17 protein-coding genes and 1 tRNA gene are annotated in these 24,137 nt (G+C 68.5%); 7 read left to right on the plus strand and 11 right to left on the minus strand.

Translation table 11 applies throughout. From position 1 onward, the window contains the following. The first annotated feature begins 93 nt into the window (after nucleotides 1-93). Nucleotides 94-1,449, plus strand: coding sequence for a lipase family protein (locus ABZV58_RS31795; RefSeq protein ID WP_355003885.1), 1,356 nt, complete (start codon nucleotides 94-96; stop codon nucleotides 1,447-1,449). 75 nt (nucleotides 1,450-1,524) lie between these two features. Here ABZV58_RS31795 and ABZV58_RS31800 read toward each other — a convergent pair whose 3' ends face one another. From ABZV58_RS31800 to ABZV58_RS31820, 5 genes are all read right to left on the minus strand, one after another. Next, entirely contained in the window at nucleotides 1,525-5,910 is a 4,386-nt protein-coding gene (locus tag ABZV58_RS31800) for an aminotransferase class I/II-fold pyridoxal phosphate-dependent enzyme (RefSeq protein ID WP_355003886.1), read from the minus strand. Then, nucleotides 5,907-6,188 (minus strand): acyl carrier protein, encoded by a 282-nt coding sequence (locus ABZV58_RS31805; protein ID WP_355003887.1) that lies wholly within the window; start codon nucleotides 6,186-6,188, stop codon nucleotides 5,907-5,909. Before ABZV58_RS31805 ends, ABZV58_RS31800 begins: the two co-directional genes overlap by 4 nt. Nucleotides 6,189-6,222: 34 nt before the next feature. Next, nucleotides 6,223-7,965, minus strand: a complete 1,743-nt coding sequence (locus ABZV58_RS31810) for a fatty acyl-AMP ligase (RefSeq protein WP_355003888.1) — start codon at nucleotides 7,963-7,965, stop codon at nucleotides 6,223-6,225. 649 nt (nucleotides 7,966-8,614) lie between these two features. Further along, nucleotides 8,615-9,121: a YbhB/YbcL family Raf kinase inhibitor-like protein gene (locus ABZV58_RS31815; protein WP_355003889.1), complete on the minus strand. Its 507-nt coding sequence runs from the start codon at nucleotides 9,119-9,121 to the stop codon at nucleotides 8,615-8,617. 94 nt (nucleotides 9,122-9,215) lie between these two features. After that, nucleotides 9,216-9,950: a hypothetical protein gene (locus ABZV58_RS31820; RefSeq protein ID WP_355003890.1), complete on the minus strand. Its 735-nt coding sequence runs from the start codon at nucleotides 9,948-9,950 to the stop codon at nucleotides 9,216-9,218. A 204-nt stretch (nucleotides 9,951-10,154) separates the two neighbouring features. On the opposite strand from ABZV58_RS31820, the gene ABZV58_RS31825 reads away from it, so the two are divergent. Continuing rightward, nucleotides 10,155-10,760, plus strand: a complete 606-nt coding sequence (locus tag ABZV58_RS31825) for a hypothetical protein (RefSeq protein WP_355003891.1) — start codon at nucleotides 10,155-10,157, stop codon at nucleotides 10,758-10,760. 64 nt (nucleotides 10,761-10,824) lie between these two features. Here the strand turns inward: ABZV58_RS31825 and ABZV58_RS31830 are convergent. After that, nucleotides 10,825-10,898 (minus strand) — tRNA-Met (locus ABZV58_RS31830). Nucleotides 10,899-11,522: 624 nt separating this feature from the next. Between ABZV58_RS31830 and ABZV58_RS31835 the strand changes: the two genes are divergently transcribed. Beyond that, nucleotides 11,523-12,077 (plus strand): transglycosylase family protein, encoded by a 555-nt coding sequence (locus tag ABZV58_RS31835; protein ID WP_355003892.1) that lies wholly within the window; start codon nucleotides 11,523-11,525, stop codon nucleotides 12,075-12,077. 82 nt (nucleotides 12,078-12,159) lie between these two features. Here ABZV58_RS31835 and ABZV58_RS31840 read toward each other — a convergent pair whose 3' ends face one another. Then, entirely contained in the window at nucleotides 12,160-15,144 is a 2,985-nt protein-coding gene (locus ABZV58_RS31840) for a UPF0182 family protein (RefSeq protein ID WP_355003893.1), read from the minus strand. A gap of 202 nt (nucleotides 15,145-15,346) precedes the next feature. Between ABZV58_RS31840 and ABZV58_RS31845 the strand changes: the two genes are divergently transcribed. Further along, the gene (locus ABZV58_RS31845) at nucleotides 15,347-15,937 is read left to right on the plus strand and encodes a PPA1309 family protein (protein ID WP_067789502.1); all 591 of its coding nucleotides are present in this window, start codon (nucleotides 15,347-15,349) and stop codon (nucleotides 15,935-15,937) included. 12 nt (nucleotides 15,938-15,949) lie between these two features. On the opposite strand, the gene ABZV58_RS31850 is transcribed toward ABZV58_RS31845, so the two are convergent. Further along, nucleotides 15,950-16,975, minus strand: a complete 1,026-nt coding sequence (locus tag ABZV58_RS31850; RefSeq protein ID WP_355003894.1) for a PDZ domain-containing protein — start codon at nucleotides 16,973-16,975, stop codon at nucleotides 15,950-15,952. Between the two features lie 160 nt (nucleotides 16,976-17,135). Between ABZV58_RS31850 and ABZV58_RS31855 the strand changes: the two genes are divergently transcribed. The 3 genes from ABZV58_RS31855 (at nucleotide 17,136) to ABZV58_RS31865 (ending at nucleotide 20,899) form a co-directional block, all read left to right on the plus strand. Then, the gene (locus ABZV58_RS31855) at nucleotides 17,136-18,542 is read left to right on the plus strand and encodes a zinc-dependent metalloprotease (protein ID WP_355003895.1); all 1,407 of its coding nucleotides are present in this window, start codon (nucleotides 17,136-17,138) and stop codon (nucleotides 18,540-18,542) included. Nucleotides 18,543-18,630: 88 nt separating this feature from the next. Continuing rightward, nucleotides 18,631-19,497 carry a hypothetical protein gene (locus ABZV58_RS31860; RefSeq protein ID WP_355003896.1) on the plus strand — a complete coding sequence of 289 codons (867 nt, stop codon included), beginning with the start codon at nucleotides 18,631-18,633 and terminating at the stop codon, nucleotides 19,495-19,497. Between the two features lie 58 nt (nucleotides 19,498-19,555). Continuing rightward, on the plus strand, nucleotides 19,556-20,899 hold the full coding sequence (locus tag ABZV58_RS31865) for an AarF/UbiB family protein (RefSeq protein WP_355003897.1): 1,344 nt from the start codon (nucleotides 19,556-19,558) through the stop codon (nucleotides 20,897-20,899). Nucleotides 20,900-21,055: 156 nt separating this feature from the next. On the opposite strand, the gene ABZV58_RS31870 is transcribed toward ABZV58_RS31865, so the two are convergent. From ABZV58_RS31870 to ABZV58_RS31880, 3 genes are all read right to left on the minus strand, one after another. Further along, the gene (locus ABZV58_RS31870) at nucleotides 21,056-21,346 is read right to left on the minus strand and encodes a WhiB family transcriptional regulator (protein ID WP_355003898.1); all 291 of its coding nucleotides are present in this window, start codon (nucleotides 21,344-21,346) and stop codon (nucleotides 21,056-21,058) included. Between the two features lie 140 nt (nucleotides 21,347-21,486). Further along, on the minus strand, nucleotides 21,487-21,843 hold the full coding sequence (locus ABZV58_RS31875; protein WP_355003899.1) for a hypothetical protein: 357 nt from the start codon (nucleotides 21,841-21,843) through the stop codon (nucleotides 21,487-21,489). Nucleotides 21,844-21,955: 112 nt separating this feature from the next. Further along, on the minus strand, nucleotides 21,956-24,109 hold the full coding sequence (locus tag ABZV58_RS31880; protein ID WP_355003900.1) for an ATP-dependent DNA helicase UvrD2: 2,154 nt from the start codon (nucleotides 24,107-24,109) through the stop codon (nucleotides 21,956-21,958). Nucleotides 24,110-24,137: the final 28 nt, after the last annotated feature.

Below are 24,137 nucleotides of genomic sequence, written 5' to 3' on the forward strand. Positions count from 1 at the left end.
GTTGAATGGGACTGCCGCGCCGGAATCCCGGACCGAATCCGCCGCACCGCGGCGCCCGAGCCGTGCGCCGCGCGCGTGAAAGGACGAACACGAATGAGCGTGGGCATCGCAGAGGACGCCGCCGCACCGGTCACCGAGCTGTATCCGGATCCGCTGCGGCCGCTGGTCCCCGAGCAGGATCCCTTCTACGTGGCGCCGCCGCGCCTGGACCGGTACTCCCCCGGCGCGATCCTGCGCACCCGCCGCGTCGAACTCGCACTGTTCGGTGTCGTCCCGCAGCGCATCTCGGCATGGCAACTGCTCTACCGGACCTGCGATCTGAACAACGTCCCCGAGGTCGCGGTGACCACGGTGCTGCTGCCGTGGAGAGCCGATCCCACGGCGCCGCGCTCGCTCGTGTCGTTCCAATGCGCGATCGACGGCGTCTCCTCCCGCTGTTTCCCTTCCTACGCCCTGCGCCGTGGGGCTCGGGCACTCGGCGCGATCCCGCAGCTCGAGCTACCGGTCATCGCCGGGGCGCTGGCGCGGGGATGGGCGGTGTCGGTCCCCGATCACGGCGGCATGTCGGGGCACTTCGGGGTGGCTCGTGAGCCGGGGTACCGCTCCCTCGACGGCGTCCGCGCGGCGCTGAACTTCGCCCCACTCGGCCTGAGCCCGAGCACGCCGGTGGGTCTGTGGGGATATTCGGGCGGCGGCCTGGCCACCGCGTGGGCGGCGGAACTCGCCGCCGAGTACGCGCCGGAGCTGACGATCGTCGGCGCGGTGGCCGGTTCCCCGGTCGGCGATCCCGGATCGGCGTTCACCCGGCTCAACGGCACCTTCCTCTCTGGTTTCGCCACCGTCTGCGTGGCGGCGCTGCGCCGGGCCTACCCCGCGCTGGACCGCCTGCTGCTCGACGAGGTGAACCCCGAGTTCCTCGGCCTGCTCGCCCAGGCCGAGTCGCGCACCACCTTCGAGCTGATTCCGCGGTTCGCGGGCAAGAACATCGACAAGTACAGCCGCACCACGTTCGAGGAACTGCTCGCCCGACCCGAGATGCGCTACGTCCTCGACGACATCCGCCCCGGCGCTCAGGCCCCCGCCATGCCGATGCTGGTATTGCAGGGCGTCAACGACGAACTCATCGCCGTCGCCGACGTCGACGCGCACGTCGAGCGCTACGCCGCGGCCGGTGCCACCATCCGGTACCTGCGCGACCGGCTGAGCCTGCACCTGCCCCTCCTCTACATCGGCACCCCCTTCACCATGAACTGGCTCGCCGACCGCTTCGACCAGCGCGACACCGGCCCGACCGGCACCGACACGGTGTGGTCGGTCGCCTTCGGCCGCCGAGAAGCCTTGGGCCACTTCCGTTTCGCCAAGCTGTTCGGCCGGATGCTGGCCTCCCGCCCGATCGTCGCGACCGGCGGACCGACCTCGCCCCCGCTGCCGAGGCGAACAGTCGCCTGAGTCCACCGCACCGATCTCGATGCCGGGCCATGCGTCGACTCGACGTGAACTGCCGCGCCGAGCCTCGTCGTCCGCTCACCCGCGCAGGATCGCGAGTTCCTCGGCGAGCACCTTCACCGCGTAGCGGATCTGCTCTTCGGTATGGCACGTGGTGATGAAGAACCGCAACCGGGCCTTGTCCTCCGGCACGGCCGGGTGCAGGATCGGGTTGACATTGATTCCCCTGCGCAGCAGAGCGTTCGACAGCGTCAGCGTCTTCATCGAGTCACCGATGATGCAGGGAACGACTGGGGTGTCGTGGCTGTCGCCGGTGTCGATGCCCGCCTCCTTGGCGAGTTCGAGGAACATCCGGGACAAACCGCGCAGCCGCTCGAAAACTTCCGGCTCCGAGCGCATCTGGCGCAGTGCGGCCAGCGAGGCGGCGGCGTTGGCCGGGGTGATGCCGACGCTGTAGACGAACCCGGGAGCGGTGTACTTCAGGAAGCGGATCAGATCCCGGCTGCCCGCGACGTAACCACCGCAGCCTGCGAGCGCCTTCGACATCGTCCCGGACCACAGCTCCACGTCGGCGCGGTCGACGCCGAAGTACTCGCCGACACCGCCGCCGGTCGCGCCGAGCACGCCGACGCTGTGCGCCTCGTCGATCATCAGCAAAGCCTTGTGCTGCTTCTTGACCTCGATGATCGCGGGCAGATCGGGGATGTCACCGTCCTGGCTGTAGACGCCCTCGATCACGATCAGCACCCGCCGGTAGCGGCCACGGATCTCGGTGAGCATGCGGTCCAGTGCGGCAAAATCGTTGTGCGGGAACGGCCGCCGGGTGGCGCCGGAAAGCTTGCAGCCCTGGAGGATGCTGTCGTGGGCAAGGCTGTCGTGGACGATCAGGTCGTCGGGACCCACGATGTGCCCGATGACCGTGACATTGGTGGCGTGGCCGCTGGTCAGCGCGATCGCGTCCTCGGTGCCGAGCAGCGCGGCGAGTTCCTGTTCCAGCTCGGCGTGGATCGTCTTCTCACCGGAGAGCAGGCGGCTCGCCGAGACGGAGCTGCCGTACCGCGCCACCGCGTCCTGCACCGCGGCGGTCACGGCCGGATGCCCGGACAAACCGAGGTAGTTGTAGCTGGAGAAGTTCAGCACCTCATGGCCTTCGACGACCGAGGTGTCCCGGGTGACTCCGTCGTTGATCAAGAAGTAGGGGTTGGACACACCGAACTTCTCGGCCATGTCGATACGATCGGAGATCGCCTGTACTTCGGGGAAATCCGCGATGCGGTACTGCGGTTCCACGTCGGATCGCGGGAGATCGGGCAAATCCGTCACGGGTGTCTCGGGAAGCTCTGCCGCCGAAACGCTTTCGGCTCCGCCCACGTGTGACGCGACGAGCCCGATCACGTCGCCGAGAGTCGTCGCCTCCGTGAACCAACTCGGCTCGATGACGAGACCAGGGACCTTGCGCGCGAGACCGCTGAACAGGTCGGCGGTCATGATCGAGTCGAAACCCATTTCACCGCAGATCGTTTCGCGGTCCTTCAGCTTCTCGACCGGAAACCCGCTGACCCGCGCGGCCTCGGCGCGCACCACGACCGCCGCATCGAGACCCGCGCCCGCTCGCCCTGACTCGCCGAGCGGCCGGGGCTGGATCGGCTGCGCTGCCACCTCCGCTTTGGCGGCCGCCGCCAGGACGGCGGCCTGCTCGCGGAAGAGGGCGATGAGTTGATCCATGGTGGTTTCCTCGGTGTTCTGCCTTGCGGGCGTGCTTGTTTCGGGAGTGGAGTTCGTTGTTTCCGGAGCAGGTGCGGCGGTCGGCGTCACGTCGACCTGCGTCCAGTAGCGGCGACTCGTGTCGAACTCGTATCCGCCGACGCGCTGCCTGATCCGGTCGGCGGGTTCGTACAGCGCGTCCCAGTGCGGATCGAGTCCGTCGCGGTAGAGCGCGGCGATGGTGTCCGCCAGTTCGTCGCCGGTGGCCTGCGGCCCGGGGCAGGGCGTCAGCATCGGCGCCGCGAGTTCCGGATGGGCCCTGCCGAGCATCGGCGTGAGCGTGCGCTTCGGGCCGACCTCGATCAGGTGCGTCGGCTCGGTGGCCAGCGCTGCGCTCGCGGCGTCGGCGAAACGCACTGTGGCACTGATGTGTTCGACCCAGTAATCGGCATCCATCGGCTCGTCGGCGCCGAGCGGGCGACCGCGCAACGTCGAGTAGATCGGGATGCTCGGCAGGTTGTACGCGCACTCGCGTGCGACCTCCGCGAACTCGTCCCGCATGGGCGCCATCAGCGGCGAATGGAAGGCGTGCGAGACGGTCAGCGGGCGAACCGTGACACCGCGATCCGTCAGCACCGCACGGATGCGGCCGATCGACTCGGCGGCGCCCGACAGCACGATCTCGCGCGGACCGTTGACGGCGGCGAGCGCCACGTCGGGCTCACCCTCGATCAGCTCGGCCACCGCGTCGGCCATGGCGCGGACCGCGAGCATCGCGCCGCCGCCGGGCAGCCGCTGCATCAGGCGGCCGCGGGCGGTGACGAGCCGACACGCGTCGTCCAGCGAGAACACCCCGGCGACGGCGGCCGCGGCGAACTCGCCGACGCTGTGACCGAGCAGCCACGCGGGCTCGACACCGAGCTCGGTGAGCGCCCGGGTCATGGCGTACTCGACCGCGAAGATCGCGGGCTGGGCGAATTCGGTGCGGTGCACGATCTCGTCGTCGCCGAGCAGCAATTCGGCCACCGAACGGCGCAGGTGTGCGGTCATCCGTTCGTCCACCTCGGCGAGTGCCCGCCGGTACACCGGGGACGCCTCGCGCAGAGCGCGTGACATGCCGGGATACTGCGCGCCTTGGCCGGTGAACAACCACCCGATCGATGGCCGTTGCGCGACACCGGAATGCGCCTCGAGCGTGGCGTCGTCGGCGCACTCACGCAGCGCCTCGACAGCCCGTTCGCGATCCCGCACCACGAGCGACAGCCGGTGGCGGCCCGAGGACTTCACCTCATTGCTCGACCAGCACAGTCGGCTCAGCGCGGCGGAGTCCCGCTCCACTACTTCCACGAACCGAAGGGCATTGCGCCGCAATCCCTCCCGATCGTTCGACGACAACGTGATCACGCCGCCGCCATTCGTCGCTACCGTTGGCGGCGTCGGCGGAGCGCTCGCGAGCACCATGTGGGCGTTGGTGCCGCCCATGCCGAAGCTGGAGACCGCACCGTGAATCCGCCCTTCCGGCAACGGCGTCGGCTCGGCGAGCAGCCGCAGACCGTGCTCTGCCATGCGCAGTCGCGCGTTCTCGTCCGCCGCGAACCTGGTGGGCGGCACGACGCGGTGGTGCAGGCTCAACGCCGCCTTGATCAACCCCGCGATACCGGCGGCGCCCTCGGTGTGGCCGAGATTGCCCTTGATCGAGCCGACCCCACAGGGCCGCTCGCGCCGCGCCGCGTGCACCGCGCCCAACGCCTTGACCTCGATCATGTCGCCGAGCACCGTTCCGGTGCCGTGCGCCTCCAGGAACGCGACCTGCGCCGCGGTGACCCCCGCGCGCCGGTACGCCTCGGCGACGACCTGCTGCTGCGCCCACCGGTTCGGGGCGGTGATCCCGTTGCTGCGGCCGTCGTTGTTCACCGCGCTGCCCTTGATCACCGCGTAGATCGGCAGCCCAACCGCCTGTGCGTCCGCGAGCCTGCGCAGCACGAGCACCGCGACGCCCTCGCCGCGGCCGATGCCGTCGGCCTTCCCGCTGAACGGTTTGCAGCGACCGTCCGGCGCGGACAGGCCCGCCTGCGTGTAGAAGACGTTGAGCGCCGGTGTCACCGCGATATTGACGCCCGCGGCGAGCGCCTGATCGCACTCCCCGGCGCGCAGCGCGACGCAGGCCTGGTGGACGGCGACCAGCGACGACGAGCACGCGGTGTCGACCGCCATGCTCGGCCCCTTCAGATCGAGCTGGTAGGACAACCGGTTGGCCGTCATGAAATAGCCGTTGCCCGAACCGATTTGCGGGGTGATGCGCGCATAGTCGCGCATGTGTACGGTGGCCCATTCGTTGGCCATGACACCGACGAACACGCCGGTGTTCGAGCCCGCCTGCCGCCGCGGGTCCAGGGTGGCGTCCTCGAACGCCCGCCACGCGGCCTGCAGCAGCAGCCGCTGTTGCGGGTCCATCGCCGCGGCCTCGCGCGGCGCGATGCCGAAGAATTCGTTGTCGAACGCGTCGGCGTCGGCGAGGAAGCCGCCGGTGCGGTTGTTGACCCGGCCGGGGCCACCGGCAGGGTCGTGGAAATCGGCCGCCCGCCAGCGCTGGCTGGGAACCTCCGCGACCGCGTCGCCGCCCGCCATGAGCAGCGTCCACAGCGCCCGCGCATCCGGCGCCTGCGGGAAGCGGCAGTCGACGCCGACGATCGCGATCGCGTCGCTCGGCTCCGCCGCCCGAGCGTGCCCGCACGTGATCCGCTCGGTGCGTCGACTCATGCGGCGAGCCCGGGTCTGTCGGCGACTTGGTCGGTGATGTACACGGCCAGGTCGACGATGGTCGGGTACTCGAACACGATCGTCGGATCCAGGTCGAGATCCCACTCGTCCTCGATCTCGCCGCAGATGTTCACCGCGGACACCGAATCGAGGCCCAGCTCGGCCATCGGGAGGGTCTCGTCGATATCGCGCGCGGAGCGGCCGAGGTGATCGGCGACCCGGGCGGTGATCCAGTCGGCGACGACGGCGCCCTGCTGGGCCAGCACAAGTGTTCTCATCTGCGGTGATCTCCTGAGTCGGTTGATACTTCGGTCAGACGGTGGCGAGAGCTCGGGCGCGCAGACGCTGGACGGACGGTTCGATCTCCTCGTGCAGCACGCCGTCGACCGTGTTGTCCAAGAACGCGGACCGCATCGAATTGCGTTGCACCTTGCCGCTGGTGGTGCGGTGCACGGCGCGATGCTCGACCAGCACCACGTTCGGCGCTGGCAGGTCGAAGCCGCGCGACACCATCGCTCTGATCCGGGCGGACAGTTCGGCCGAAGGCAGCTCACCCAGCGCGGCGGTGCGCACGCCCTGGACGACCAGCAGCCGTTCCTGATCCCCCGCGTCGATCGAGAGCACGACGCCGGGCGCGTCGGCGACGGCCGGGTGGGCGTCGCGCACGGCCTCCTCGATGTCGTGCGGATACAGGTTGCGGCCGTTCATGATGATCAGGTCCTTGAGCCGCCCGGTGATGAAGAGTTCACCCTCGTGGCGGGCGCCGAGATCGCCGGTCCGCAGATACGGCCCAACGCCTTCGGTGTAGGCGGCGAACCTCTCGCGCGTTTCCTCCGGACGATTCCAATATCCTTGCGCCACACTGGGTCCGCCGATCCAGATCTCGCCGACGTCGCCTTCCGGCAGTGTCCGCATGGTCACCGGGTCGACGATTCGGATGTCGAGACCGGCTACCGCCGTACCGCAGCTCACCAGGCGAGTTCCGTTGTCCGAAGGGGTGATTCGGTGACGTTCCAGTTCCGCGGGGTCTACGTCGAGGTATACCGGCGGCTGCCCGATCCGAGCCGCGGTGGCCATGAGCGTCACCTCCGCCATGCCGTAGACGGGCAGGAAGGCATCGGCGGCGAATCCGGCGGGACCGAGCCGCTCGATCACCGCGTCGAGCGTGCGGGCACGGACCGGTTCCGCACCGTTCAACACCGCTCTCAGCGAGGACAGGTCGAGGTCCGCGAGCTGTGCGTCGGTCACCCGGCGGGCGAGCAACTCGTAGGCGAAATTCGGCGCCGCCGTGACCTGCGCGCGGTACCGATCGACCGCCTCGAGCAGCCGGATCGGGCGCTTCAGGAAGGTCATCGGCGACATGAAGACCAACTCGCCGCCAGCGAACAACGGTTGCAGCAGCATCCCGATCAAACCCATGTCGTGGAAGTGCGGCAGCCAGCCGACAACGGTCACGTCGCCCTCGATGGAATTCGCCGCACTGATGGCGGCCTCGTTGTGCACGAGGTTGCCGTGCGAGACGATCACGCCCTTGGGCTCGCTGGTGGAACCCGAGGTGTACTGCAGGAAGGCGGTGGTGTCGGCGGTGATCGCAGGCATGACCCACGCGTCCGGATCGCCGAGCGGCTCATCGGTGGCCGCGACCGCGATGCCCATCTCGTCGCTGTCGCGCAGCCACGCGGCCAGCGGCTCGCGGAATTCGGCCGTGGTGAGGATCAGCCGGGCGCCCGCGTCCTCGATCATGCCGAGAAGGCGCCGGATGCTGCGCTCGTCGTGCGGCGCGGGGGCGGGTACCGCGATCACCCCGGCATAGAGGCAGCCGAGGAAGGCGCGCAGGAACTCGAGGCCGGGCGGATAGAGCAGCAGCACCGGCCGGTCGGCGTCGTCGTGCCGCGCCAGCCACTCGGCCAGCGCCATAGCATCCCGATCCAACTCCCGGTAGGTGGCGACCTCCTCGACCAGCTCCCTCCCGACCTCGCGCAGATAGGTGTACGACCTGGTGTCGCCGTAAGCGGCCGCCTGACCACGCAGGTGTGCGACGAAGGTGGAATGCATCGGGTGAACTCCTGGCGAGGGTGGATCGTGTATCGCGGGTGAAGGTGAGGTCTGGTCTGTCTCGGGTACCGGCCTCGATAGCTATCGTCCGCCCGCGATTTCTTGGCAAATAGGCACCGAAGGTGTGGAGCGCACCCACCCCCGGGGGTCCGCGCCGCGCCCCGGGGTGCACGGGGTGCACGGGACATGCGGCTTCGGAACCTGCCCGCGAGGCCGTGAAAACCGCCCACTACCAGGCATGATGTCTGCGCCTGTTCGGTCATCGACCGAGTCGTACGGAGGGCGGCTGTAGCGTCAGCGTCTGCGAGGGACACGCACGCGATCGGTGCGTGGCGACCGCCGACGAGCCCTCGATATGGGCAACTGCACGATCGCTGGCCGAAGCTTCGTTCAGCCACGGTGGAGACGATCGCGATGCGTGTACATCGCGTTCAGGGCGCCACCGGATTCAGCACCACTCCCGAGGCGCCCATCGGGTCCCGCCAGCCGATCGAAGATCACTCCGCTCGAGCAGCCGACGAATGCGCGTGCACGCGCAGCCGGATCCAGGACGCGGCGAACATTTCAACCGCCAAGGCGCGACACCGCGAAGGCGAAGACCACCACGGCGCCTGGCGCCGGGCAGCGTTGGCGCTTTACGGGGCGTCCGCTATTCGTTCTCGGCCACAAAGTAATTCGCGGCAACGGGCTCGAGCGCTTGTGAATGCGCGAACCGCAGTGGATCGAATTTCGGGCGGCCGAGTTGTCGGACGCCCATTTCTTCCGTCTGCCGGTAGACCGCGAGCACATATCGGTGCGGCCCCGAGCCTGGGGGCGGAGTCGGGCCGGCGTACGGCACGATCTCGGAACCGCGGGCGATATCGAGTCCCGGAATGTCGCCCACCGCCCAGTGCAGCCAGCACAGCCCCTGCGACGTCGCCCTCGAGGGCGCGTCCGGATCGAACATCAGAACCGCGTGCGAAGCGGATTCGTCGTCCGGCAGTGGCCATTCCAGATGGGGCGCGCCCGCCGTCTGCTCGACCGAGAGTTTCCCGCCCGGCGACACCGCCACACCGCCGTATTTCGCCGATAATTCGACGCCCTCGAATGCGTCGATCTGGTCCGGGACCAATCGCTCGCGCCGCAACGCGGTCAGGAGTGCCTCATTGGCGTTCACGTCCTGGATTATTGCGCGATCACCGCTTTCCGCCCGACAAGACGCGCCGCCCGACTGCCGACCGCATCACCGAATGGGCAGCGCCACCGCCACCTCAGAGTTCGGCGACGCAGACCACGAAGCGGCGTTGGCTGTAGACGAATCCGTAATTGCCGGAGGCGCATTGATTGACGTCGGTGACGCCCTGCTTGACTTCCAGCACCCGCACGCCCTTGGCCGTGCTCTCCGCGGCGCAATCGATGTGTTTCGGATTGCCCGCGCCGAGTTCCATGCAGCCGCCGACGACCCAGTCGATATCCATGCACAACGATCCATGCTCGACGCCGCGCACACGCTGGCCGTAGGACTGGTCGGAGTCGGCCGGGCATTTGCCGTCGGCGGGCACTTTGTCGAAGACCTTGTAGCTGGAATTCCCGCCGCCGCAGGCGGCTTTCTCGATCTCGTCGGCGCCGCCGCCGAGCACAGCGCAATCACCGATATTCATCAGAATCGCGGTCGGGGCCTTGCTGGCCGGACTGAGCTCGTCGGTCATTGGTTCCGCGTAGGCCGGTTCGGGCGCGCGCGTTGTCGACGGCGTCGCCGAAACCGTTGTCGCGCGGGTCGTCTCGACAGATTGCGGGGAAGCACTGCTCATCGGCTCCGGCTCGTCCATGGAGAACGCCACCATGATCGTCAGGCCGGTGCACAGGGCGCAGACCAGCATGAATGCCGCGAGGGCGAACCCGGCACGAACACGTTGGCGCGACACGTCTCGCCCTCCACAGCTGTCACGCTTCGAACCCCGCCCCTGACGAGATCTGAAGTCTGAAACTTGCACTCTGAAACTCACGAAATGCTTACACGACTCCGGGCGGGTTGTCGAATCCGGGCATTTCGGTCATCCGACTAGGTCACGAATGGGCAACGATATGCCTGATTTCCTGCCGAATCCGGATGTAGTCCAAAGATTTTCGGACTCTGTATGTCCCGCGCGCTATACAGTCACCCGCCATCCGGCCACGGGAGCCGGAGATCTCGTCAAAAGGAATTCAGCATGAAGTTCGGCATGCTTGCCACAACGACACTCCTGACCGCCGCCACAGTCGGCCTCGCCGCGGGCATCGCGCACGCGAACCCCGTTGAAAAGCAGGAGGTTTCGGCGTCCGGTGTCGACCAGGGCGTCGGCTACCGCACCGCGCTGTCCGATGCCTCGCGCATCGTCGCCACGACCGTCGACAGCGGCCGGTTCGAGATCGCCGAGGGCGGGGAGAAGGTGGTGCTGAAGTCCGACCGCGGCGATGTCGTCACCGATGTGCCGCTGACCTACGAGCTCTCCGGACACCGCCTGTCGGTGGCGAACGAGATCAGTGAAGACGGCCGGAAGCTGACGCTCACGCCGACGGTCGACGCGAAGGCGATCGGCGAGATGCAGCCGGTCGACTCGCAGGCGCGCCTCGCCACGGAGATCAACAAGAACGTGGTCGGGCTCGTGGCGGGCGGAGTGCTCGGCGGCCTGATCGGCGCGGTGCTCGGCCTCGGCTTCTTCAGCATCATCACCGGACCCATCGGCGCGGTCGTCGGCGCGATCGCCGGCGGCTACATCATGGGCGGCCAGCCGTTCATGGACGCGATGTCGGCCGCCCTCAGCGGCCAGCCCTGATCGCGAGCCGAGACGAAAAAGACTCGAGGCCGGAGAGAAAATCTCTCCGGCCTCGAGTCGTTTGTAGCGGGGACAGGATTTGAACCTGCGACCTCTGGGTTATGAGCCCAGCGAGCTACCGAGCTGCTCCACCCCGCGTCGGTGAACACCAGATTACACACGTCTACGCAGGGAAGGCAAATCGCTTACCGAGGAGGCCATTCGGGCAGGTCAGCGGGCCGCCGAGGGTTCAGACACGGCAAGTCGACAGTCTCGTCGACGCCGAAATGAGCATATCGCCGCATCGAGCGGCAACTCATCGATGCCGTTCGCGGGCGTGGATGTTGGCGCGGACGGCCAGCGCCGAGCGAGCGGACATTGCAGATTCGGCCGCACATCGGGGGCCGTTGAGGGCCCATTTTCCGGAAGCCAACCGACCAGTTCCGCGCTTCAAACGTGACAGCCATCACTATTTCACAGTGATCTCGCGCACATAACGATGCTATAACGTACCGACCAGAACCTGCACTCGAGGCATTTCTCACCTGGGAATACATCGGTTTTCGCGTTATTCGCTTCATGCAATTCCCGGAGTTATCAAGATGTGATCTGCCGAGATTTATTCGTTACCGTCGGTCCACGGCCCGGATCAACCGTGATGGGCTCGAACTCGAACCGCCGAACACCGGCGACCCTGTCCCGCGGTTCGAGGATCCCCGACCTCCTGGGGACAGGGACGCGATGGCACTCGTCGAGTCGGTGGGCGCAGGGAGGGAAACCACCATGTCTGAGAACCGGAAGTTCAGCACCCGCGCCCTCGGCCTCGCCGCCATCACCGGCGCCTTTGTTGCCGTCCCGTTCGCACTCTCCACCGCCACGGCCTCCGCCGCCCCGACCCACAACTGGGACGGCGTCGCACAGTGCGAGAGCGGTGGCAACTGGGGGATCAACACCGGTAACGGCTACTACGGCGGCCTGCAGTTCTCGCAGAGCACCTGGGCCGCCAACGGCGGCACCGGCTACGCCCACAACGCCAGCAAGGAAGAGCAGATCCGGGTCGCCGAGAACGTGCTCGCCACCCAGGGCGTCGGCGCCTGGCCGACCTGCGGCCAGTACCTGCAGGCGGGCCAGTCCGCTCCGGAGCCGGAGGCCGAGCCCGTCGCCCCCGCGCTGCCCGCCGCGCCCGAGCTTCCCGCCCCCGCGGTCGAGCAGAGCCAGGACGTCGTCGAGCAGGTCAAGAGCACCGGCGCCGAGCTGGCCAAGCAGTACGGCCTGGAGGGCCAGTACCAGCAGCTGCTGTCGCAGCACAGCGCGCTGATCGACTCGCTGGGCAACTGACGCCGAAACCCCGTCACCGCACCAGCACACAGAAGCGGCGCTGCCATCACTGGGGATGGCAGCGCCGCTTTCTATTTCAGGCTCAGCGACCGCTGGCTTCGTACGCCTTGATCGCCTGCTCCAACCTGCTGAACGCCGCACCGAGACTGGCGAGATCACCGCTGCGCTGAGCGTCGCGCACATTGCGCAGGGCCGCGTCCAGTTCCAGGACCGCAGCGTCCTTCGCGTTCGGCGGCGGCGGGGTGGTGCCCTGGGCGTTCGGTGGCGGCGGGGTCGTCCCCTGGTTCGGTGGCGGGGTCGTTCCCTGCTGGTTCGGCGTCTCGACTCCCGGAGCTGTCGCGGCGCTGCCGCTGCCGGGGAAGATCTTGTCTAGGGCCGCGGCGAGCGTCGGCTCGTAGCCGACCAGCACCGACCCGGTCGCGGGATCGCGATAGCTCACGAGCACGCGGGCCAGCTGCGGGAAGGTCGAGGTGTTCGGTCCGCTGTTGCGTTCGGTGTACAGCGGCTCGACGTAGAGAATGCCGCCGTCGGCGATCGGCAAGGTGAGCAGATTGCCATATTTGATCTTGTTGGAACCCTGCAACAGCGTTTTGTCGCGCGAGACCTCGTCGTTGATGGTCATCGTGTTCTGCGTTTGCTGCGGACCCTGCGTCTGCGAATCCGTCGGCAGCTGCAAGACCGTGAACTTGCCGTAGTTCCCCGGATCCGAACTCACCGAGATATAGGCCGACAGATACTGCCGGTTGAAGCCGACCATAGCGCTGGTCAGATTGAACTCGGGCCGTCCGCTCTTCGGGTCACCGACCAACGCGTAGTACGGCGGCTGCTTGAAGGTGCCGCCCTCGATCGTCGGATCGCTCGGCACCGACCAGAACGCGTTGTTGGTGAAGAACTCTCGCGGATCGTTCACGTGGTACTTGCTGAGCATCTCGCGCTGCACCTTGAACAGGTCTTCCGGGTAGCGGAAGTGCGCGCGCAGCTCCGGCGAGATGTCGCCCTCCGGCTTCACCGCGTTCGGGAACACCCCGCGCCAGGCCTTCAGCACCGGATCGGCGGAGTCGACCTCGTACAGGGTGACGGTGCCGTCGTAGGCGTCGACGGTGGCCTTCACCGAGTTGCGGATGTAGCTGACCTCCTTGCGGGGCAGCAGCCGTCCGGTCTTCTTGTCGACGCTGTCCTCGACCGCGCCCTCCAGCGAGGTGCTCTGCGCGTACGGGTAGTTGTCCAGCGTGGTGTAGGCGTCGACGATCCAGACGATGCGCTTGTCCACCACCGCGGGGTAGGCGTTGCCGTCGGCGGTCAGCCAGGGCGCGACCTTCTCGATCCGCTCGCGCGGATCGCGGTTGAAGATGATCTTCGAGTCGTCGCCGATGGCGCCGGAGAACAGGATGTTGCGCTCGGCGTACTTGGCGGCGAAGGCCAGCCGGTTGAACCAGGACCCGATCGGCACGCCGCCGGAACCGGTGTAGGTGTACTGCACGTTGTCCAGGTCGTATTCGCGCGCGGGCTGCCCGGCCGCGCCGACGATGGCGTAGTCGGCGTCGGACTGGGAGATCAGCTCACCGAAGTAGATGCGCGGCTGGTCGACCTTGATGGCCTGGCGGTCCTGCGGCGTGGAGATGTCGCTGACGAAGCTCAGCGGGCCGTCGTCGAAGACCGGAGAACCGCTGTCGCTGCTGCCCGCGACGGTCGCGTCCTTGGCCGCGGCCTTGTTGATGCGGTTGGCCGGGGCGGCGACGAAGCCGTTGCCGTGGGTGTAGACGGTGTGCCGGTTGATCCAGTCGGTCTGATTGTCCTTCAGGCTCTGCGGCTCCAGCTCGCGCGCCGCGACGATGTAGTCCTGGACCTCACCGTCGATGGTGTAGCGGTCGATGTCGAGCGGGTTGGGGAAGCCGTAGAAGTTCTTCAGCTGGCGTAGCTGCGTGAAGGTGGGCGACAGGATGTTCGGATCGAGCAGCCGGATGTTGGAGATGGTGGTGCGGTCGGCGGGAACGTCGCGCGGGTTCTTGGTGCCGTCGCCCTTGTAGTTCTGGTAATCGACCTTGTCGTCGGTGATGCCGAACGCCTGCCTGGTCGCGGCGATGTTGCGCTCGATGTACTCCGACTCCTTGTCCGCGGCGTTCGGGCGCACCGAGAACTGCTCGACCACCAGCGGCCACACCGCGCCGACCAGGATCGAGGAGAGCACGAGCAGCGCTGCGGCCATGGCGGGCACGCGCAAGTCGCGCAGCACGATGCCCGCAAAGAACGCCAGCGCGCAGATCACCGCGATGGACAGCAGGATCAGCTTGGCGGGCAGCACCGCGTTGATGTCGGTGAACGAACCACCGGTGAAGGTGGGTTCCTTGCGCGCGCTGGAGAGCAGCTCGTAGCGGTCGAACCAGTAGGCGATCGCCTTGAGCAGCACGAAGATTCCGGCGAGCACGGCGAGCTGGATGCGCGCGGGCTTGGTGAGCGTGCCCTCGCGACCGCTCAGCCGCAGGCCGCCGAAGATGTAGTGCGTCACCAGGTTCGCGAAGAACGCGATGACCACCGCGACGAAGAGCCAGTTCAGCACCATCCGGTAGAACGGCAGATCGAAGGCGTAGAAACCGACGTCGAGGCCGAACTGGGGATCGGTCTCGCCGAAGGAGCCGCCGTTGAGGAACAGCTGCACCGTCACCCAGTTCGACTGGGCCACCAGGCCGGAGAGCAGACCGAGCAGCACCGGGATGCCGATGCCGAACAGCTTGAGCTTGCTCATCACGGTGGTGCGGTAGCGCGCGATCGGATCGTTCGGCCCGGCGGCCGGGACGAACACCGGCCTCGTCCGATAGGCGAGCAGCAACGCGAGCCAGACCACGAGACCGACGAACACCGCGACCGCGAGGAACAGCAGGATGCGGGTGCGCAGCACGGTGAGATACACGTCGCGGAAACCGACCTCACCGAACCACAGCCAGTTGGTATAGGTATCGGTCAGCCGTGGCCCCAACAGCAGCAACGCCGCCAGGATGATGGCCGCCACCAGCAGCACGCGGCTGCGTCGGGACAACGAAGGTAAGCCGGTTGGGGGCCGCATGCCCACGGTGCCACTCTCCAGGGTCCGGCGGCGCCCAACCGGCATATTCGGTCGGTGCGCCGCATTCCGACGTTGCGGTTCGGTCCTCGCGGACCGTCTGGCGCCCACTCTACGGAAACGGACATCGCGACGTCGTGTGTGGCCTCGGTGAGCTCGCCGGAATCGATTTCGGTGGCTTCGCCGATCGGCTCGCGGTGGTGATGCGAGGATGTCCACCGTGAACGCCGATCTGCACGCCGAGCTTGTCCTGTCCCGCGCCGTCCGGGAAGTCGCGGAGTTCGCCGACGCCGAGGGCTGGGGCCGTCCGCCGCAGATGTTCGCGCTGGTGCCGACCGCCGATCTGGTCGCGGCCGAACCCGGCCTGCTCGATCAGATCGACCAGGGCGACGAGCTGACTCCGATCGCGCAGGAGCCGTTGCCCGACGACATCACCGGCGGTTCGATGGCGCTCGACGAATTCCTCGCCACCACGAGCTGGCCACCCGCCGTCAAAGGTTGTGTGCTGGTGCAGGAGATCGTGGTGCTGCCGCCGGACGCCGAGAGCACCCTCGACGACGCGCTCGCACCGCTGCTCGCCGACCACGAGGCCGCCGACGCCGCGGCCCGCGCCGCCGCCGAGGCGCACCCGGGCCGTCGCGAGGCGCGACTGTTCGCCGCCGTCCTGCGCGACGGCGCGTCGCTGTCGCTGTTGCAGGTGCGCCCGCAGGACGACGAGGACGATTTCGGTGACCTCGACCTGCGGACCTACCCGAACCTGGCGCCGAACCTCATCGAGGCGCTGCACCACACGCTGGACTGATCAGCCGCGGAATCAGCCGCAGCTCGGCGCCTCGACGCCCGCGTTCATCGACTCGAGCGACCGCACCGCGCCCTCGAGGGTCTCCACCTTGACCAGGCGCAAGCCTTCGGGAGTGCGCTGCCTGGCCTCGTTGCAGTTGGCCGCGGGCACCAGGAAGGTCTCGGCGCCCGCCTCGCGCGCGGCCATCATCTTGTATTGAATGCCGCCGATCGGGCCGACCGCGCCGTCCTGATCGATGGTGCCGGTGCCCGCGACGAACTTGCCACCGTCCAGGTCGCCGGGGCTCAGCTTGTCGATGAGGGCGAGGCTGAACATCAGTCCCGCCGACGGGCCGCCGATGTCGGCCAGGTTGAAGGTGACCTGCATGGGCGGCAGCGCGCCCTCGCCCGGGGTGACGCCGAGGTAGCCCTTGGCCGGATCGTCCGGGCGCGCGCCGAGGGTGATGGTCGCGGTCTGCTCGGCGTTGTCGCGGCGGAACACCACGGTCAACTGGCTGCCCGGCGACTGCGTGGAGACCGCGGTGACCAGGTCTTTGGGCGTCGTGATCGGCGCGCCGTTCACGCTGACGAGTTCGTCGCCGGGGCGCAGCGCGTCCTTGGCGGGAGCGTCGTCGCCGACATTGCGGATCAGCACGACGGTCGGCAGCTTCAGGTAGTGCAGCGCCGCGACCTCGGCATTGCCCTCGGAGTCCTTGAACTCCTGCTGATTGGACTTGTCGATCTCCTCACGCGGCACGCCGGGCGGATACACCTCGGCGCGCGGGACCAGACCGTGCTGGCCGCTGACCCAGAAGCCGAACGCCTCGAACAAGTTCAGTCCGTCGCGCACCGCCACCGTGGTCATGTTCAGGTGCCCGCTCGCCGGATCGAGTTCGGCGCCGACCACGTCGACGACCTGCTTGCCGTCGACCTCGCCGAGAGTGTTGAAGGTGGGCCCGGGTCCGAGCGCGACGAACGGCACCTTGACCACGGTGCCGATGACACCGAGCACGAGCACCGGAACGAGCGCGGCAAGGAGGGTGAGGATCCGACGATTCACCCCGCCCACCATAGTGATCCTCCACGGCGGCGGACGGTGCAGGCGCGGAATCCGTGCGCGCGCCGCGCGGTCGTTCGCTGTGCGCGTAAAGGGCGTGCCAGCTGGTCGAGCACGGGCCGCCCACGTCACGCGCCGATTGTCCGCGCGTAACGTTAGAGGCATGACTGACTTCCCGTTCGGATTCTCGAACCGTGACGACGATGACCCGCGCAAGCGCGGCGAAGAGCCGAACGGTCCCGGGGCGAACAATCCGTTCGGCTTCCCGATCGGCGGCGGCGCGGCCGGATTCGATCCCGCGCAGCTCGGCCAGATGTTGACCTCGCTCGGTCAAATGCTCAGCGGCATGGGACAACCCGGCGGCGCGTCCGCGGGTCCGGTCAACTACGACGTCGCCAAGCGTCTGGCGCGCCAGCAGCTCGGCTCGGCTGTGACGCCCGTCTCGGCGAGCACCCAGCAGGCGGTGGCCGACGCGGCGCGCCTCGCCGAACTCTGGCTCGACGACGCGACGACGCTGCCCGCGGGCGCGCCGAAGACCGTGGCGTGGACGGCCAACGACTGGATCGAGGAGACGCTGTCCACCTGGAAGCGGTTGTGCGACCCGGTCGCCGAGCAGATCTCGGGCATGTGGACCGCGCAACTACCCGAGGAGGCCAGGGAATTCGCCGCGCCGATGGTCGGCATGCTCGGCCAGATGGGCGGTCTCGCGTTCGGCTCGCAGCTCGGCCAGGCGCTCGGCCAGCTGGCCAAGGAGGTGCTGACCTCCACCGATATCGGTCTGCCGCTCGGCCCGACCGGCACCGGCGCGCTGCTGCCCACCGCGATCGCGGAGTTCAGCGCGGGCTTGGAACAGCCGGAGAGCGAGATCCTGGTGTTCCTCGCGGCCAGGGAGGCGGCCCACCAGCGGCTGTTCGCGCACGTGCCGTGGCTGCGTCAGCAGGTGCTCGGCGCGGTGGAGGACTACGCGCGCGGCATCAAGATGGACTTCTCCGCGCTCGAGCAGGCCGCCCAGGGCATCGACCCGATGTCGCTGACCGACCCGTCGAAGCTCGAGGAGATCCTGGCGCAGGGCGCGTTCGAACCGCAGACCACACCGGAGCAGAAGCAGGCGCTGGAACGGCTCGAGACGCTGCTCGCCCTGATCGAGGGCTGGGTGCAGGTCGTGGTCACCGATGCGGTCGGCGACCGGCTGCCCGGCGCGGGCGCGCTCGCCGAGACGCTGCGCCGCCGCCGCGCTACCGGCGGGCCCGCCGAGCAGACCTTCGCCACGCTGGTCGGCCTGGAGTTGCGGCCGCGCAAGCTGCGCGAGGCCGCGCAGCTGTGGCGGCGGCTGACCACCGACGCGGGTATCGACGCCCGCGACGGCGTCTGGGCGCATCCGGACCTGCTGCCCGACTCCGAGGACCTGGACACCCCCGCGGGCTTCATCGACTCGGTCATCGGCGGCGGAACGACCGCGTTCGACGACCCGCTGGCGCAGCTGGCCGAGACCGAGGCGCGCGAGCGCGCGGAGGCCGAGGGCGAGGGCGGCGACGGACCGGACCTGAACAAGGGCGACGACAAGTCCTGAGAATTCCCCTGTGAACAGCGCGAATTCCTGTGGATAACCACCGGTTTCGCGCCCGTTCGCGTCGGGCGTGGTGCGCATACTGCTTGCCATGACCACGTTGCGCCCGCAGGGCCCGATGCTGCATCCCCGGGTGACGATCCTCGTTCGCCCGTCCGGGGTGGTCCAGCTCGGCTGGGATCCGGAACGCGCACTGCTCCTCGAACCGCCGGAGCTGGACACGCAGGCCGTGCTCGGCTTCCTCCGTCTGCTCGATGGGCTGCGAACGCGGCCGCAGATCCTGTGGCAAGCGGGCCGCAACGGCGTCGCCGCCGAACGCGCCGTCACGCTGCTGGAGGAGATCGATGCCGCGGGGCTACTGGTGCAGCCGCGAGATCGTCCCGGCCCGATCCGCGCGGTGCGGGTACACGGCCTCGGCCCGCTCTCGGACGCGATCTCGGCGGGATTGCGCCGCGTCGGCATCCGCCCGGTGCGGTCGCGCGGGGACGCACCGGAGGCCGTGGTCACGGGACCGCGCGCCGACGATCTCGTGGTGCTCGCCGACACCGTGGTCACCGACCCGCGTCTGGCGAGCGAACTTGTGCTGCACCGCATTCCGCATCTCCCGGTGCGCGTGCGCGACGGAACGGGTGTCGTCGGTCCGCTGGTGCTGCCCGGCGAGACCAGCTGCCTGCGCTGCGCCGACCTGACGCGCGTCGACTACGACGCGGAGTGGCCCCACCTCGCCGCCCAGCTGCTCGGCCGGGTCGGGCACGCCTCGCCCGCCGCCATCGCGGCGACGGCGGCGCTCGCGCTCGGCGAACTCGAGGCGATCCTCGACTGCTCGCCGCGCCGACCTCCCGCGACGCTGGACGCCACGCTCGAGTTGGACCTCGATTCGCACCTGCTCCAGCGAAGGTACTGGGCGCCACACGCCGCCTGTGGTTGTCGCACGATCGGCGCGGGGAGCGCAACGTGAGATCGAAAACTCGCAATTGCCATGGCAAAGCTCCGGGTGCTTCGGCCATGATGGGGAGGTGTCTGAGATCGTGCGCCGTAGCTCGTCCCGAAACGCCAAGTTAGCCAAGATTCCGCTGGGTATCGCCGGTCGGGCCGCCGTCGGCTTCGGCAAGAGGCTCGCGGGCGGTGACAAGGGCGAGATCAGCGCGCAGCTGAACCAGCGGGCCGCCGAACAGCTTTTCACCGTGTTGGGCGAGCTCAAGGGCGGCGCGATGAAGTTCGGGCAGGCGCTGAGTGTGATGGAGGCCGCGGTTCCCGAGGAGTTCGGTGAGCACTACCGCGACGCGCTGACCAAGTTGCAGGCCGCCGCACCGCCGATGCCAGCGGAGACGGTGCACCGGGTGCTGGATCAGCAACTCGGCACCCAGTGGCGGCAGCGCTTCCGTTCCTTCGAGGACGCACCGTCCGCCTCGGCGAGCATCGGACAGGTGCACAAGGCGGAGTGGTCAGATGGTCGCACCGTGGCGGTGAAGGTGCAGTACCCGGGCGCCGACGAGGCGCTGCGCGCCGACCTCAAGACGTTGTCGCGGATGACCGGCCTGATCTCCTCGGTGATCCCCGGCGCGGACGTCAAGCCGATCCTGGCCGAGATCACCGAGCGCACCGAGGAGGAGCTGGACTACCGCAACGAGGCCGCGAACCAGCGTGCGTTCGCCAAGGCCTTCGATGGACACCCGGAGATCGTGGTGCCGAAGGTGGTGGCCTCCGCGCCGAAGGTGATCGTGACCGAATGGCTCGAGGGAACTCCGGTGTCCCAGATCATCAAGGCGGGCGCCGACGATCCCGAGGGCACCGTGACCCTGCGCAACCGGGTAGCGCTGCTGATGGGCCGTTTTCACTTCTCCTCGCCCGAGACCGTCGGACTGCTGCACGCCGATCCGCATCCGGGCAACTTCATGGCGCTGGCCGACGGCAGGCTGGCCGTGATCGATTTCGGCGCGTGCGCGCCGCTGCCCAACGGTTTCCCCGAGATTCTCGGGCGGATGCTGGCGATGGCCGTCGAGGAGGACTACGACGGGCTGACCCAGTTGATGTACGACAACGGATGGGTGATCCCCGGCCGCACCGTCACCCATCGGGAAATCGCCGACTATCTGCGGCCGTTCGCCGATCCGATCAAGACCGACTCGTTCCACTTCACCCGCCGGTGGATGCAGCGCGTCGCGGGCAAGGCGACCGACTTCACCAGCGCGGAGATGAAAACGGCTCGGGCGCTGCAACTTCCGGCCGAACACGTGATGATCTTCCGGGTGCTCGGCGGCTCGGTGGGCATCCTGGCCCAGCTGGACGCCGAGGTGCCGTTCATGCAGCTGGCCACGACTTGGCTGCCCGGCCTGCGCGACGAACGCTCGGCCAGCTGACCGGCGCGAAAAACACTCCCCCACAACGCAAACGGGCCGCCCACCTGATCTCGAGGTGAGCGGCTCGTCTGCTTTCTCGTTCCTGGGCCCGGCTGGGGTCCGGATCGGACGGTTGGGCCTCAGCGACCGGAGGGAGGAGAGGCCAGGGCCCGGCTCTCACGCCGGAACCGCGACCTTGCGCGGACGACCGCGCGGACGCTTGCGGGCGATCACGACACCCTGGTCGAAGATCTCACCGCCCCATACGCCCCAAGGCTCGCGCCGATCGATGGCCGCGGTCAGGCAGCCCTTGCGGATCGGGCAAGACGCGCACAGCGCCTTGGCCTGCTCCAGCTGGCCCGGGCTCTCCGCGAACCAGAGATCGGGATCTCCGGCTCGACAGGGCAGGACCTTGGTGACCTCCCGGGTGACAGCGGTGGCCTGCGGCCAGCTCTCTGCGGGGAACACGTTGTTCTCCTTCAGTTCGGTTTGCAGCGGTTCGTTAGTTGTCCACGAAACCGGTGGCAAACGGCTGAAGGGCCGCTTAAAAGTACTGGCCACGGTTTCGCTTCGTGCGAGCCGTGGCCAGGAGGTCTGGGGTGGGTCCCCTACCTAGGTCGACACCTGTGTCGATTCCTGATCACGGTCGCTGGGTGTGCGGTGCGGAGGCGTGCTGCCGGCAGCAGATCGATGTCTGCCATGGGCTCGGCCGCCGGCTCATAGCCGGCTTCGCGAGCGACGACGCCGACGGCCGCATTGGCGGTCGGCTGCCAGCCCCCGCTGGGCTTGTCCTGGAGAAGGGTGTGAATCGGCCGATGCGCCGGCGAAATCGTCGCCGGCGTACCAAAACCGCACACACTTACCGAGGACAGACCGATCCCCTGCAAAGCGAGGATCCCCCGGGAGGCCGACATGGACATATCGACCGCAACGCCGATGGCGCCGAAGTTGTTGATGCCGTTCATTGGTCTGCCTCCCTCCTGTTCTCGTTGTGTCGTTCAGTTTCGCGCGCCGGAATGCCCTCCCGGTGCGTGATTCCCACCATATGCAATGTCGACGGAACCGACAACCTATTTTCTACCTGCGGTTTTGTGATGTCGACCGGACTCGCGACGCGACGATCGCGAGCACGTCGGCCCCGTAGTCGACGATCTTCTTCGCCCCGATGCCCGGGATCGCTTCCAGTGCACGGTCGTCGGCGGGCAGTTGCTCGGCGATCGCGGTGAGCGTGGTGTCGGTGAACACCACGAACTCCCGAACCCGCAGTGCCTCGGCCTTTTCGGCGCGCCACTCCTTCAGCGCCGCCAACAGCGCCGCGTCCAGTTCGGCGGGGCAGCGACGGCAACGGCCCAGCATGGTGGCGTAGGTGCCGATCAACGGCTTCGCGCAGACCCGGCAGGACGGGCGTATCCCGTTGTGCTCGGGACGCCCGGTCGACGCCGCGATCCGCGACGCGGGGGAATCGTCGGGCACCAGACCGTTGAGGAAACGGGAACGCCTGCGGGTGCGCCTGCTGCCCTCACCGCGCGACAGCGCCCAGGACAGCCGCAGATGCTCGCGCGCCCGTGTCACGCCCACGTACAGCAGCCTGCGTTCCTCTTCCAGCGCGGCCTGATCGCCGACCGAGCCGTCGTCGGCGAGCGCGTGCGCGATCGGCAGCGTGCCGTCGGCGAGCCCGACCAGGAAGACCGCGTCCCACTCCAGACCCTTGGCCGCGTGCAGCGAGGCGAGCGTCACGCCCTGCACGGTCGGTGGGTGCCTGGCCTCGGCGCGGGCGGCCAGCTCGCCCAGCAGGCCGGGCAGCTCCAGGTCGGCGTCGTGCTCGACCAGTTCCTCGGTCAGCCGGACCAGCGCGACCAGCGACGACCACCGCTCGCGGGCTTGCGCGCCCGCGGGTTCGGTCGCGGTCAGGCCGACCGGGGCGAGCACCGCCCGAACCAAGGTGACCAGGGCCGCACCGCGCCGGGACTGATCGGGCAGATCATCGCGGGCGGCGGCCTGGCGCAGCGCCTGCACGGCCTGCCTGACCTCGGCGCGCTGGAAGAATCCCTCGCCGCCGCGCACTTGATAAGGAATGCCGCGCTCGGTGAGCGCCTGCTCGTAGGCCTCGGACTGGGCATTGATGCGATAGAGCACGGCGATCTCCGCCGCGGGGGTGCCCGCCGCGATCAGCCTTTTGATCTCGTTCGCGACGCCCGCCGCCTCGGCCGGTGCGTCGTCGTACTCGGTGAACTCCGGCTCCGGACCGTCCGGGCGTTGGCCGATCAGCTGGAGCCGAGTGCCCGCGATGCGGCCGCGCGCGGCGCCGATCACCCGATTGGCCAGCGACACCACCTGCGGCGTCGAACGGTAGTCGCGCTCCAATCGGACGACTGTCGCGTCCGGGAAACGCCGCGAGAAGTCGAGCAGGTAGCTGGGGGTGGCGCCGGTGAAGGAGTAGATCGTCTGGTTCGCGTCGCCGACGACCGTCAGATCGTCGCGATCACCGAGCCAGGCGTCGAGCACCCGCTGCTGGAGCGGCGTGACGTCCTGGTACTCGTCGACGACGAAACTGCGGTAGCGACCGCGGAATTCGTCGGCGACGGCCGGGTAGTCCTCCAGCGCGGCGGCGGTGTGCAGCAGGAGATCGTCGAAATCGAGCAGCAGGCCGTCCGCGGACGCCTTCAGCGACTCGTAGCCCGCGTAGACCTCGGCCACCCGCGCCGCGGCGTACGGCGGCTCCCGGTGCTGCTTGGCGGCCGCGGCCGGATAGTCCTCCGGGGCGAGCAGCGAGGACTTGGCCCATTCGATCTCGGTGAGCAGGTCGCGGACGCTCTCGGTCGCGGTGCTCAGCCCGGCCCGGTGCGCCGCCTGCGCCACCACCGCGAACTTGCCATCCAACAGCCGCCACGGCACGTCGCCGACGACCTGCGGCCAGAAGTACTTCAACTGGCGCAGCGCCGCGGCGTGGAAAGTCCGTGCCTGCACTCGAGTCGCCTCGCCGCCGAGACCGAGCGCGCGCAACCGGCCGCGCAACTCGCCCGCGGCGCGCGCGGTGAAAGTGACCGCGAGCACCTGGTCGGGCTTGACGTGCCCCGCCGACACGAGATGCGCGATGCGATGCGTGATGGTGCGGGTCTTGCCGGTGCCCGCGCCCGCGAGCACGCAGACCGGCCCGCGCGGCGCCCGGACGGCGGCGGCCTGTTCGGGGTCCAGGGCGTCGAGGTCGATAGCGGGCACGGGCACCATCATGGCAGCACGGTCCGACAACCGGCCGCCG

It is taken from the genome of Nocardia sp. NPDC004654 (assembly GCF_040609595.1).
Lineage (GTDB): Bacteria > Actinomycetota > Actinomycetes > Mycobacteriales > Mycobacteriaceae > Nocardia.

What these genes read in the sequence shown, in the direction of transcription:
- ABZV58_RS31800 (WP_355003886.1), bottom strand. Translation starts at nt 5,910, where the DNA reads ATGAGTCGACGCACCGAGCGGATCACGTGCGGGCACGCTCGGGCGGCG.
- ABZV58_RS31845 (WP_067789502.1), top strand. Translation starts at nt 15,347, where the DNA reads ATGTCCACCGTGAACGCCGATCTGCACGCCGAGCTTGTCCTGTCCCGC.
- ABZV58_RS31825 (WP_355003891.1), top strand. Translation starts at nt 10,155, where the DNA reads ATGAAGTTCGGCATGCTTGCCACAACGACACTCCTGACCGCCGCCACA.
- ABZV58_RS31880 (WP_355003900.1), bottom strand. Translation starts at nt 24,109, where the DNA reads ATGATGGTGCCCGTGCCCGCTATCGACCTCGACGCCCTGGACCCCGAA.
- ABZV58_RS31860 (WP_355003896.1), top strand. Translation starts at nt 18,631, where the DNA reads ATGACCACGTTGCGCCCGCAGGGCCCGATGCTGCATCCCCGGGTGACG.
- ABZV58_RS31795 (WP_355003885.1), top strand. Translation starts at nt 94, where the DNA reads ATGAGCGTGGGCATCGCAGAGGACGCCGCCGCACCGGTCACCGAGCTG.
- ABZV58_RS31855 (WP_355003895.1), top strand. Translation starts at nt 17,136, where the DNA reads ATGACTGACTTCCCGTTCGGATTCTCGAACCGTGACGACGATGACCCG.
- ABZV58_RS31835 (WP_355003892.1), top strand. Translation starts at nt 11,523, where the DNA reads ATGTCTGAGAACCGGAAGTTCAGCACCCGCGCCCTCGGCCTCGCCGCC.
- ABZV58_RS31875 (WP_355003899.1), bottom strand. Translation starts at nt 21,843, where the DNA reads ATGAACGGCATCAACAACTTCGGCGCCATCGGCGTTGCGGTCGATATG.
- ABZV58_RS31805 (WP_355003887.1), bottom strand. Translation starts at nt 6,188, where the DNA reads ATGAGAACACTTGTGCTGGCCCAGCAGGGCGCCGTCGTCGCCGACTGG.
- ABZV58_RS31810 (WP_355003888.1), bottom strand. Translation starts at nt 7,965, where the DNA reads ATGCATTCCACCTTCGTCGCACACCTGCGTGGTCAGGCGGCCGCTTAC.